9 protein-coding genes and 1 pseudogene are annotated in these 12,137 nt (G+C 72.4%); 8 read left to right on the top strand and 2 right to left on the bottom strand.

Going from position 1 to position 12,137, the window contains the following annotated elements; all coding sequences use genetic code 11:
• Nucleotides 1-9 precede the first annotated feature (9 nt).
• Together ACWD4G_RS39265 and ACWD4G_RS39260 are read left to right on the top strand one after the other, a co-directional pair.
• Nucleotides 10-1,134, top strand: a complete 1,125-nt coding sequence (locus ACWD4G_RS39265) for an ABC transporter permease (RefSeq protein ID WP_451302358.1) — start codon at nt 10-12, stop codon at nt 1,132-1,134.
• 27 nt (nt 1,135-1,161) lie between these two features.
• Nucleotides 1,162-2,385, top strand: coding sequence for a substrate-binding domain-containing protein (locus ACWD4G_RS39260; RefSeq protein ID WP_451302356.1), 1,224 nt, complete (start codon nt 1,162-1,164; stop codon nt 2,383-2,385).
• Here the strand turns inward: ACWD4G_RS39260 and ACWD4G_RS39255 are convergent.
• Entirely contained in the window at nt 2,382-3,791 is a 1,410-nt protein-coding gene (locus ACWD4G_RS39255) for a condensation domain-containing protein (protein ID WP_451302354.1), read from the bottom strand. The genes ACWD4G_RS39260 and ACWD4G_RS39255 overlap by 4 nt on opposite strands.
• 463 nt (nt 3,792-4,254) lie before the next feature.
• Here ACWD4G_RS39255 and ACWD4G_RS39250 point away from each other — a divergent pair.
• The 6 genes and pseudogenes from ACWD4G_RS39250 to ACWD4G_RS39225 form a co-directional block, all read left to right on the top strand.
• A pseudogene (locus ACWD4G_RS39250) lies at nt 4,255-4,377 on the top strand (FAD-dependent oxidoreductase); the annotation flags it as partial.
• 48 nt (nt 4,378-4,425) lie between these two features.
• Nucleotides 4,426-5,850, top strand: a complete 1,425-nt coding sequence (locus tag ACWD4G_RS39245; protein ID WP_451302449.1) for a GMC oxidoreductase — start codon at nt 4,426-4,428, stop codon at nt 5,848-5,850.
• A gap of 89 nt (nt 5,851-5,939) precedes the next feature.
• Nucleotides 5,940-7,391 carry an aminotransferase class III-fold pyridoxal phosphate-dependent enzyme gene (locus ACWD4G_RS39240; RefSeq protein ID WP_451302352.1) on the top strand — a complete coding sequence of 484 codons (1,452 nt, stop codon included), beginning with the start codon at nt 5,940-5,942 and terminating at the stop codon, nt 7,389-7,391.
• Nucleotides 7,392-7,442: 51 nt separating this feature from the next.
• Entirely contained in the window at nt 7,443-8,417 is a 975-nt protein-coding gene (locus ACWD4G_RS39235; RefSeq protein ID WP_451302350.1) for a sulfotransferase family protein, read from the top strand.
• Complete coding sequence (locus ACWD4G_RS39230; RefSeq protein WP_451302348.1) at nt 8,414-9,721, top strand: MFS transporter; 1,308 nt, start codon at nt 8,414-8,416, stop codon at nt 9,719-9,721. Before ACWD4G_RS39235 ends, ACWD4G_RS39230 begins: the two co-directional genes overlap by 4 nt.
• Before the next feature lie 77 nt (nt 9,722-9,798).
• The gene (locus tag ACWD4G_RS39225; RefSeq protein ID WP_451302346.1) at nt 9,799-11,208 is read left to right on the top strand and encodes a condensation domain-containing protein; all 1,410 of its coding nucleotides are present in this window, start codon (nt 9,799-9,801) and stop codon (nt 11,206-11,208) included.
• 145 nt (nt 11,209-11,353) lie between these two features.
• Here the strand turns inward: ACWD4G_RS39225 and ACWD4G_RS39220 are convergent, their stop codons facing one another.
• A complete protein-coding gene (locus tag ACWD4G_RS39220; RefSeq protein WP_451302344.1) occupies nt 11,354-11,989 on the bottom strand; it encodes a TetR/AcrR family transcriptional regulator in 636 nt (211 codons plus the stop codon).
• Nucleotides 11,990-12,137: the final 148 nt, after the last annotated feature.

The raw sequence follows: 12,137 nt of genomic DNA, 5'->3' as shown, positions 1-12,137 counted from the left end.
GACCCGCCCATGAACGCCCCCCGGCCCTCCCGCTCCCCGTCCCGATGGCGCCCCCGCCGCACCGACGGGCGGGGCCGTCCGGGCCGGCACCTCCCCGGCACCGAGGGCCCGGGCCGACCGGACAGGGACCCCCTCGGCTCCGACCGGCCGCGCCGTCCGGGCGGGCACCTCATCGGCTCCTACGGTCTGCTCGCCCTCACCGCCCTGCTCTGGCTGATCTTCTCCCTCGCCCTGCCGGACACCTTCCCGACGCTGAACACCGTCGACTCGATCCTGTCCAACCAGTCGATCCCGGCGGTCCTCGCGCTCGCCGCCATGGTCCCCATCGTCACCGGCGCCTTCGACCTCTCGATCGGCTACGCCCTCGGCCTCGCGCACGTCATGGTGATGTACCTGATCGTCACCGCAGGCTGGCCGTGGCCGCTCGCCTGTCTCGCGGTGATCGCCGGCGGCACGGTCGTGGGCGTCCTCAACGGTGTGATCGTCGAGTTCGGCCGGATCGACTCCTTCATCGCCACCCTCGGCACCGGCAGCATGCTCTACGCCGTCACCGGCTGGATCACCGACGGCGGCCGGATCGTCCCCGGACCCCAGGGCCTGCCGCCCGCGTTCACCGACCTCTACGACTCCACCTTCCTCGGCCTCCCGGTCCCCGCCTTCTACGTCCTCGCCCTCGCCGCGATCCTCTGGGTCGTACTGGAACGGCTGCCGCTCGGCCGCTATCTGTACGTCGTCGGCTCCAACCCCCGCGCGGCCGACCTCCTCGGCATCCCGGTCCGCACGTACACCGTGTACGCCTTCGCCGCGTCCGGGCTGATCGTCGGCTTCGCCGGGGTGCTGCTCGCCGCCCAGCAGCAGATCGGCAACCCGAGCGTCGGGCTCGACTATCTGCTGCCCGCCTTCGTCGGTGCCCTCCTCGGCTCCACCGCGATCAGACCGGGCCGTCCCAACGCCCTCGGCACGGTCGTCGCCGTCGCCGTCCTCGCTGTCGGACTCACCGGGCTCGGCCAGTGGGGCGCCGACTTCTGGACGGTCCCGCTGTTCCACGGCGGCACCCTGCTCGTCGCCGTCGGCCTCGCCGGCTATGCCGCCCGCCGCAGACAGCGCGGCGGCACGACGGGCACCACTCCATGAGAGGAGCGACATGAGACGAGGAGCGACATGAGACGAGCGGCCTCGCACGGCAACCGCGCACCCGCCCCCGAGCACAGGGCTGCCCCGGTCCATGGCAACCGCCCATCCGCCTCCGGTGCCCGCGCACGCCGGCTCTGCGCCCTGCTGGTGACGGCCACCTGCGCCCTCATCGGCTGTGAGCGCGGCTCGTCGGACGACCCGGAGGCATCACCCACCGGCCCGAGCGGCTGCCCCTCGGTCCAGGCCCGCGCCCAGGAAGCCGTCACCCGGGCCGAGGAGACCGACGCCGACTGGGACGGACCGACCAGCGGCCCCGAGGCCGTCTCCCGCAGGACCCTCGTCTATGTCGCCCAGACCATGACCAACCCCGGAGTCGCGGGCACCGCGAACGGCGTACGGGAGGCCGCGCGGGTCATCGGCTGGACCGTCCGCGTCATCGACGGCGGAGGCACCCCCGCCGGAATCCAGTCCGCGATGAGCGAGGCCGTGGCCCTGCGGCCCGCGGGCATCGTCATCGGCGGCTTCGACCCCAACTCCACCTCACGGCAGGTCGCCCGCGCCGAGGACGAGGGCATCCCGCTCATCGGCTGGCACGCGGTCGCGGCCCCCGGCCCCAGCGAGCGGCCCCGGCTCTTCACCAACGTCACCACCCGCGTCGAGGACGTGGCCGCGATCAGCGCGCGGTGGATCATCGCCGACTCGGGCGGCCGCGCCGGCGTCGTCCTCATCACCGACGCCTCCATCCCCTTCGCCAAGCACAAGTCCGACCTGATCAGGAAGGAACTGGCCACCTGCCCGGGGGTACGGCTGCTGTCGTACGAGAACATCCCGATCCCGGACGCGAGCAGTCGTACACCGAGGGAGATCTCCTCGCTGCTCTCCCGGTTCGGCGACCGATGGACGCACTCGGTCGCCATCAACGACCTGTACTTCGCCGATGCCGCGCCCGCCTTCCGTGCGGCCGGGGAGGAGGGCGGCGGGCCGCCGTACAACATCGGCGCGGGCGACGGCGACCCCTCCGCGTTCCAGCGCGTCAACAGCCGTCAGTACCAGGCCGCCACCGTGCCCGAGCCGTTGTCGCTCCAGGGCTGGCAGATCGTCGACGAGTTCAACCGCGCCTTCTCCGACCGCCCCGCCAGCGGTTATGTCGCCCCCGTCCACATCAGCACCGCCGACAACAGTGAGGGCGCCACCACCTGGGACCCGTCGGGCTACCGGGAGGCGTACCGGGAGATCTGGGGCCGCGGTTAGCCGGATCGGCCTGGTGTGGCACAGGTGCCGTCGGTGCGGGCGGCCTCGTGGAGGAGGTCGTGGACGAGGGCGGCGAAGGTCAGGACGCTCTTGCGGGCCACGTCGGTGTCGGGGTGGGCGATCCTCAGGTAGGTCCGGTCGCGCAGCCGGTTGACCCAGAGGCGGGGGACAGCGGTACGGCCCATGGCGACCAGGGAGTTGACGTCGTGCTCCGCCCAGTCGGCCGATCCCCGCACGGGCCGGCAGTCCAGATAGGAGACCAGCGGCAGGGCGTCGGCGGTGTCGGCCAGCGCGGGGCCCAGTTCGGGGCGCAGCTCCAGCAGCCGGGCCGGGGTCAGGGCGCTCAGCCGCCGGGCCCGCTCCAGCCCGGTCCGCGCGGCGGTGAGGACCTCGGCGAACGTCCGCCCCCGCGCGGGGAATTCGACGGGCACCGTGTTGACGAACCAGCCGTGGGCGTAGCGCCAGCGCCGTTCGTCGCGGGTGTGGACGAGGGTGAGGGCACGGTAGGTGTCGGGTCCGCCGAGGGCACGGCCGCAGACGGCGAACGCGGCGAGGACCCCGGTGGCGAAGTCCGCGCCGTGCGTGGTGCAGGCGTGGGCGAACGCCGTCGCCTCGGCGGCGTCGAGGAGATCCACCGTCACGGCCGCCGCCGGCAGGGGCGTACGCGGTGCGATGCCCAGGTCGAAGGCGGTCGGGAAGGGGGCCGGGGCGAGGAAGTCGCGCCAGCCGGTGACCTCGGGTGAGGACGCGTCGAGCAGGGCGGAGCGCTCGCGTTCGAGCCGGCAGAAGTCGACGTAGGAACCGGTCTCTGGGAAGCGGGCGGTGGTCCCGGTGAGCGCGGCGGTGTAGCAGGCGCGCAACTCGCCGAAGGTGTAGAGCATGGAGAGCCCGTCGGTGTGGGCGTGGTCGACGGCCAGGACGATCGTGGACGTGGCCCCCCGGCGTATCGCGCAGACGACGAGCGGCGGCCACCCGGTCGGATCGGTGCCCCGGGCGAAGCGGTCGCGCAAGCGGTCCCGTATCTCCTGGCCGGAGTCGTGTGTGCCGAGGGGCAGGGCGTCGAACGCGACCTCCTCCGGAGGCAGGGCGTGACGGTGAATCCGCTCTCCGTCGGATGTGAACCAGGTGAGCAGGGTGGGGTGTCGGCGCAGCCAGGTCGTCAGCGCCCTCGCCATGGCGGCCGTGTCCAGGGGGCCGGGCAGGTCGAAGGAGAGGCCCAGCCAGGTGTCCTGGGGCTCGCCGGGGCGGGTCAGTCGCTGCCGTAGATGGGTCTCCTGGAGATGACCGGGAGGCGCCGGATGCTCGGGGGCCGCGGCGGTGGCGGCCCCGAGCACCCCGTCCGGCACCCGGAACTCGACGAGTTCACCCGGCTCGGGGGCGTACTCGGCCAACGGAATCATTCTCATGATGGAGGTTCCCGATCCACTCGGTGTGCCGCCTTGCGGCACGAAGGAATGCGGCCCTGCCGCACGGTGTGCATTCCCGTGGCGGGCCCGGCATTTTCCTCAGCATGCCACGGGGGATTCTCAAAAAATCATGGGTGTCCTGGGCGGGAAGGTGGATGGCTGATATGTGATCCATGGCCGGGAGGGGTATCCGACGCCATTCACATACAGCGGGGTCACAGTGAATGATCACTGCCTGCACAGATGCGCCTCGGCTGCCCGTCCGACCCATGGAAGTGATCGTTCCGGACTCTCCGCACTCGTCTGACCTGCCTCTGGCCGATATTGACGCTTCAACCATCCGGTTTGCCCGAAGGCTGCCGATGGCTACTTGAAGGTTGACCAATCCCTTATGTAACTTGACCCGCCGGGATCGGGGGTGGCCGAGAAAAGCCTCCGGTCGTATTCATTCGATGGCGGAGATATGAGAGTCGAAAGTTTCGACGTTTGTGTCGTTGGCAGCGGCGCGAGCGGCTCCATCGCGGCGCGGGAATTGGCGTCCCATGGATTGAGTGTTCTCGTTCTGGAAGAAGGGCGGGAGTTAACGGCGGGTGAATCGCTGTCGAGTGTGGAGAGCGCGTGGGAAAGCGCGCTCGTGCCCACCCCCAGCGGCTCGCTCAGTCCGGTCGGACGCCCATGGAGCGCCTCCGGCGTCGGCGGCGGTATGACCCTGTACGCCGGGATCTCCTTCCGATTACGACAGGTGGACTTCGACGCCCGCGCCCATGTGGCCCCCGACGCGCTCGACCCCGCCTGGCCCATCGGCTACGACGACCTGCGCCCGTACTACGACCGCGTCGAACGCGACTTCGGCGTGGCCAGAACCACCGGGGCCGACCCCCTCGAACCGCCCGGCCGCCCGGCCGTCATGCCCGCCCATCCCCCCAGTCGGCAGGGGCAGTTGATCGCCGACGCAGGGCGCCGTGTCGGACTGACACCGTTCCCGACCCCCCTCGCCATCAACTCGGTCCCCTACGCCGGACGCCCGGCCTGCGTCGGATGCGGCCCCTGCAACGAGTACGTCTGCCCCACCGGCGCCCGCGCCGACGCCGTCTCCCTGCTGTTCGACCCGCCCCCGGAGGCCGGCGCCCTGAGTGTGGTGCACGGAGCGAAGGCCGTACGGCTCGTGCTCCGCGACCGGCACCGCGCCGACACGGTCGAGTGGCTGGACCTGAACACCCGCACCCGGCGCACGACCCGCGCCCGCTGTGTCGTCCTCGGCGCCAACGCCGTCCAGTCCGCCGCGCTGCTGCTCCGCTCGGCCCAGCCGGGCGCCCCCGACGGCCTCGGCAACAGCGCGGGAATGGTGGGCCGGGGGCTGTCCTTCAAGGTCAGCGGCTATGTCTCCGGCACCGCGACGGCCGACGACCCGCCCACCGCCGGCGACACCCCCGCGCCCCCGGCGGTCACCACGGGCGTCGCCCATGGCGGGCCCCAGGGCGGCCCCCATGGCGGCCCCTTCTCCACCGTGGCCTTCAGCGACCACTACCTCGACCCCGACGCCCCGTCCGGACTCGGCGGCCTCCTCTACGAGGCGAGCGGCCCCGACCGGGGCGTCCGCGACGGCCGTATCCCGCTGCGGGTCCACTTCCTGGCCGCCGACCAGCCCATGCGGGACAACCGGGTGCGGCTCGCCCGGGCGTCCGGGCCGCACAACCTGCCCCGGATCGTCCTGGAGTACGCCACGCACCCCCTCGACAAACGCCGCCTCGGCTATCTCTCCCGGCGGGCCTCGGAACTGCTGGCCAAGGCCGGCGTCGACGACATCGTGTACGAGGACTCCGACTACCAGTGGGGCAGCCGGCATCTGCACGGCGGCTGCCGGGCCGGTACCGATCCCGCCCACTCCGTCGTCGACCCCTGGGGCCGGGTGCACGACCTCGACAATGTGTATGTCGTGGACGGCGGCTACTTCCCCTACTCCGGCGGGGTCAACCCGACCCTGACCATCCAGGCCAACGCCCTGCGCATCGCCCAGCGGATCGCCGCCGAGCTGATCCCTGGTGTGCGCCGCTTTTGAAGAAACGTTTCACCAGAGTGTTCCGCAGGCCGTCGCGGGGCTTCCCGTCCGTACGGCCCCACCCTTCCCTCCCCCTGTCAGGAGCCCCCATGCCCACCAGCCTGCCCGCCTCCGGCACGGCCGCCCACGTCGACTGTCTCGATCGGGCGCGGCGCTTCACCGCCTCGGAGACCTGGGACCTCGACCGTCGTTTCCCGCTGGTGCTGGACCGCGCGTCCGGTGCCGAGGTGTGGGACGCGGGCGGTGCCCGGTACGTGGACTTCACCTCGTGCAGCGGAGCCGCCCCGCTGGGCGTGGGACACGGGCCCGTACTGGAGCAGGTCTTCGGGGAACTGCTCCGCAACGGTGGTGTGCTGCCCGGCCCGCTGTCCGTGCGCCGGGTCGAACTCGCGGAGCGGCTCGCCGAGTTGTTCCCGGTCGCGGAGCGTTCCGTGTTCTTCCGTACCGGTTCCTGCGCGACCACCGCCGCCGTGCGGCTGGCGCGGGTGCACACCGGGGCCCGTACCGTGCTGACCAGCGGCTACCACGGCTGGCACGACTGGCATCTGCAGGACCGGGCGCCCATGGGGCTGCCCGGCAGGGACGCCCAGACCATCGACTTCCGCTATGACCTCGACCTGCTGGACGAGTTGGCCGTGGCGCACGGTCCGGTCGCCGCCGTGATCGTCACCCCGGAGGTCAACTTCTTCCCGGACGCGTACGCGCGTGCGCTGGAGACGGCCGTGCGCAGACATGGCGCGCTGCTGATCGTGGACGAGGTGATGACCGGTTTCCGGTATGCCACCGGCGGCTATCACGCGGCCGTCGGTATCTCGCCCGACCTCATCACCCTGAGCAAGGGGCTCGCCAACGGTATGGCGCTGTCGGCGGTGTCCGGGCGGGCCGAGGTGATGGGCGCGGTCGAGCACACCTATCTCGGCAACACCTACCAGCGCGAGTCCACGCCGTTCGCCGCCGCCCTCGCCACCCTGGACGCGCTGCGGGACGGCACCGCGCTGGACCGGATGCACGAGGTGGGCGAGCGGCTGATCCAGGGGCTCAACTCGGTGTTCGAGCGGCACTCCACGGCGGCCTGGGCCTTCTCCCACCCCACCATGTTCGACGTGGTCTTCGAGGACTCCCGGCTGGGCCACGCCTTCTTCCAGCAGATGTGGAGCCGGGGGTACTTGATGCAGTACGGCGGCCGTTTCATGCCGTCGGCCGCCACCCGGGACGAGGACGTGGAGGCGGCCGTGGCGACGGCGGACGCGGCGCTGACGGCGGCCCAGGAGGAGATGGGGGGCCGCGACGGGAAGGCGGGCCACGGCGGGAAGGCGGTTCGCCACGGGAAGGCGGGCCGCGACGAGTTGGCCGGGCGTGAGGAGACCGCCGGGTGCGAGGAGGTGTCCGGGCGCGCGGCGGCCGACGAGCAGACCGCCGCCGTCGCCTGGCCCGGGCGGCGCGGTGATCTCTTCGCGGCGGCGTTCAAGTTCGCCGAGGAGCGGTTCGTGGCCACGCCCGGCTCCGTGGCGGAGTGGTTCGCGGCGGACCCGCGCCCCTGACCCGAGCCCCTTCTTCCCCCTTTTTTCGTACCGCACGTTTCCAGGAGAACCATGTCCCCGCTCCGCCCCGTTCCCGAGGCGCTGTCCGCCACCCCTCCCTTCGCCTCCGATCCCGTGCTGCTCGGCGGTGAGAACCGCTCCGGCACCACACTGCTCAGCGTGGTGCTGGACTCGCACCCCGATCTCGTCGTCGGACCGGAGATCGACTTCACCGAGCCGATCGACCTCGGGCCGCACATCCTGGACGTCTGCGCGCTGATGGACCGCGACGATCCCCGGGTCTCCGGCCGCACCAAGGAGACGATCCACCCGGACTGGTACGACGGTATGCACTTCGTGGTGCAGTGCGAGCGCTTCGGGCTCACCCGCGACGACCTTCGCGCCCTGGTGACCGCTCGGCTCGCCGACCGGGGCACCGATCTGTCCGCCCTCGCCGACCGCTGCCGGCTCATCGACGACATCGGCCGACTGCGGTGCGTACGCGCGGGCGCCGCCCGCTGGGGGCTCAAACTCCAGCGGAGGATTCAGGACATCGCCACCTACGCCGAGATCTGGCCGAGGGCGCACTTCATCCATATCGTCCGCGACGGCCGCGATCTGGCCGCCTCGCACCTGAGAACCGTGCCCGACTGGGGCTATCGCACGGTCGCCGAAGCCGCGCACGGCTGGCTGGACGTCGTCACCCGGCCCCGGCGGACGGCACCCGAGGGCCGCTATCTGGAGGTGCGCTACGAGGACCTGGTCACCCGCCCCCGGGACACCGCCGGGCGGATGCTGTACCACCTGGGGCTGCCCTGGGACGAGGCCGTACTGCGGCACGCGGAGCACGAGCACGCCCTGTTCGACAAACCCTGGTTCCACCCGGCGGCGGAGGCGGCGGGCAAACCGGTGCACAGCGGGCGCACCGGCCGCTATCTGAAGGACCTCACGGCCGGGGAGATCGAGGAGTTCGAGCGGATCGCCGGGAGCGAACTGCGGCGGCTGGGCTACGCGTTGTCGACGAACGGGCTCGGGAGCGCCGGGTGACGGCACAGGTGGGGGAACGGGCGGTGAGCCGACGGCTGCCCCGAGGGTTCCACCTGCTGCTGACCGGACAGACGGTCTCCCTCATCGGCTCCCAGGTGACCCTCCTCGCCCTCCCGCTCACCGCGATCGAGCTGCTGGACGCGGGCCCCTTCGAGACGGGGGTGCTGCTCGCCTGCGGACGGGCCCCGTATCTGCTGCTGGGCCCGCTCGCCGGGGTCCTCGTCGACCGGCTGTCGCACCGGGCCCTGCTGATCGGCGCCAACCTCACCATGGCCCTGACCCTGGCCACGGTCCCGGTGACGGCACTGGCCTGGCGGGTCGGCATGGCCCAGCTCTACACCGTCGCCATCGTGGTGGGGGCGGCGACCGTGCTCGCCGATGTGGCCTATCTGGCCTGTGTGCCGACGGTCGTGGGGCGCACCCGGCTCGTACAGGCGCAGAGCAGGCTGGAGTTGGGCCAGTCGCTCGCACTGGGCCTCGGACCGCCGCTGGCGGGCTGGCTGATCGCGACCTTCTCCGCGCCGACCGCGATTCTCGCGGACACGATGTCGTTCCTGCTGGCCACGGCGCTGCTGCCGTATGCGGTGACGCGGTCGGCCGTCCGCGCCCTGCCGGAAGGGGCCTCCGCTGCCCGACCCCGTGGCGGGCTCGTCGGGAGTGTCGTCGCGGAGGCGGCCGAGGGCGCCCGGTTCGTGCTGCACACGGCCCGGCTGCGCGCGGTCACCCTGGCCACCGCCACGCTGATGTTCTGCTTCAACGCCTACTCCGCCGTCTTCCTGCTGTATCTCACCCGCGATCTCGGGTTCTCCGCCGGTGAGATCGGGCTGGTCTCGGGGGTCGCCGCCATCGGCAGTGTCGTCGGTACGCTGCTCGCCCGTCCGGTGGCCCAAGTCCTCGGTCTGGGACGGGTGTTGGTCGTCTCCTTGGTGGTCAGCGCCGTCGGGGCGGTGATCGCTCCCGTGTTCGCGGTGTCCGGGGCGCAGGCGTTCGCGGCGGTCGGGCTGTCGCAGTTCGTGCTGTGGACCGGGCAGCAGATCTTCAACGTCCACCAGGTGCCGATCCGTTACACCCTGGCCCCGCCCGAACTGCACGGCCGGGTCAACGCCAGCATCCGCACGGTCGTCTGGAGCCTCGCCCCGCTGGGCGCCTTCCTCGGCGGTATCGCCGGCACCTGGTTCGGCACCCGCACCACGCTGCTGCTGACCGGGGCCTCGGGCGCCCTGGCCGCCGCGTGGATTCTGCGGTCCCCGCTGCGGACGGTACGGACACCGCAGTTGGCGGAGGCCGGCGGCGACCACCGGTGATCAGCCGAGCGCCCGGCGTTCTGCCCGGATTCCCGCAGCCACCCCTTGCCGTTCTCGTACAGAAGGCTGGTCTCATCGTGAAGTTCACCGACATCCCGTCGCTGGAGATGTCTCCGGGGCGACTGACCGTCTGGCGGGTCGGTACCCCTCCTGCGGCCACCTGGCGGGCCGACCCCCGGCCCGCCTCGCATGTCCAGGAGGCGCACCTCGCTTACGCGCTGGCCTCGGCCGGTGACCGGCCGCCGCCGTCATGGCTGGGGATCGCCTTCGATCTGCCCGCCGATCTCGACGCCGACGCCTTCGCGGTGGCCCTCCGCGAGTGGACGGACCGCCACGAGAATCTCCGCAGCCGGCTCATCTCCTGCCCGAGCTCGACCCCGGCGCGACTGCGCCGGGAGACCCTGCCGACCGGGGTGGTGACGGTCCGCCCCATGGGCATGGGCGAGTTCACCGACGGGGCACGGCTCGCGCGGACCCTGGAGGAGCTGTTCGACCACGAGGCCGGGCCCCTCGGCTGGCCGGGATTCGTCTGCGCCACGGTCGCCCGCCCGGAGGCGACGACCGTCCATCTCGCCGCCGACCACTCCCTGATGGACGGCTACTCCGTCTTCCTGATCCCCCATGAGATCCGCACGCTGTACGCCACCGCGCCCGGCACGGCCCCCGCGCTCGCTCCGGTCCGGAGCTATCTCGACTTCGCGACGGCCGAACGGGCCGCCGCCGACGCGCTGACCGCCGACCACGCCTCCGTCGTCCGCTGGCGGACCTTCCTGGCCGAGTGCGGCGGACGCCTGCCGGAGTTCCCGGTACCGGTCAACGATGTCAGCGGCAGCCCCGGTGCCCAGCCCAGCGGTCACACCCCGCTTCTCGACGCCTCCGCCGCCCGGCACTTCGAACGGGCCTGCCGCGCGGCCGGGGGAGACACCTTCGCCGGAGTCCTCGCCTGTCTGTCGAAGGCCGGTCAGGAGACCACCGGGGAACGGGAGTTCCGCACGACGGCCCCCTTCCACACACGCGCGGAGGGCTGGTGGTCCTCCGTCGGCTGGTACGTCGGGATGGCGCCGGTCGCCTTCGCGCTGCCGGACACCGACGCGTTCGAGGACGCCGTGCGCGCCGCCCGGTCGGGCCTGGAGGAGTTGCGGGAGGTCGCGCGGGTGCCGGTCCCCCGGGTCACCGAGTTGATCGGTGAGCCGCTGCGGGACCCGTTCATGGTGTCGTACATGGATCTCCGGCTCACCCCCGGCTCCCGTGAGTGGGGCGCCGGGCGCACGGTCGCCCTGCGCGGGCGCAGCGACGATCCGGACGAGGTGTGCTTCTGGGTGACGCGCACCCATGAGGGCCTGGCCGTCAGCCACCGCCACCCCGCCACGGGCCCCGCCGGGATCGCCGTACCGCACTATGTGGCCCGCGCCCGGCAGCTGATGACGGCGGTCGTGGAGACCGGCGACTGGCAGGCCGCCGCCGAGGAGGCCCGACTCCCGCGCTGACCCGTCGACCGCCGGGCCGGCCCGTACCACGGCCTCTCTGCCCCGCGCGATCGTCGGGCCGACCCGGTACGACTCCCGCGCCGGGCCCGCGCGATCGCCGGGCGCACCCCCTGCGACTCCTGGACCGGAGGCGTTCGGGGGCCGGTCAGTCGAGGCTCGGTAGCGGGTGGTGGGCGATCGTGTGGGCCTCTTCCTCCGGGAGGCCCAGCATGCGCAGGACCATCTCGGCGAGGTTCGAGGCGGCCTCGTCGCCGTCGAGGTCGGGGCGGGCGAAACGGAGTTCGACCAGGGCGAGGAGGGTGCCGCCGAGCGCGGAGAGGGCGACCGTGGGGTCGGTGACGGTGAAGCGGCCCGAGTCGACACCGGCCCGCAGGTCGCGCAGGGCGCGCGGGGCGAGGCCCGTGTCGGAGTGGATGTGGCCGAGGCCCCGCAGCCGCAGCACCTGCATCAGCTCGGGGTGGGAGGCGGCCATGCGCGCGCTGAGCCGGAAGCCGCCCGCGACCAGCGCCGCCGGGTCGTCGACCTCCGCGAGGGCGGCGTCGAACGCCTGGCCGAACTCCTCCAGGGCGTCCACGACCGCCGCGTCGAACAGCTCGGTCTTCGACTCGAAGTGGTTGTAGAAGGAGCCGAAGCCGACGTCCGCGCGCTCGGCGATCATCTGGATGCTCGCGCTGGTGTCCCCGGTCTCGGCGAGGATCTTCCGGGCCGCGCGGACGAGCGCCTGACGGGTCTCGGCGCGACGTCGCTCGAAGCGGTTCCGGGGCGGTGCTGGGGTCGGCATGGCGGTGAGTGTAACAACCCGGGGTTGGGGCATTGCAGTACTGATGATTTCATCAACACGCTAGGGGCTCGGCGGCCCCCGACCCCGGCCGTCCACGACGCGGACGCACCCGGCGGCGAGCCAGGCCGTTGCCGTGCTAGCCGCCGCC

The organism is Streptomyces sp. NPDC002643, assembly GCF_053592555.1.
The sequence above is the reverse complement of the archived record's forward strand: the minus strand, read 5'-3'. Positions and strand labels throughout refer to the sequence as shown.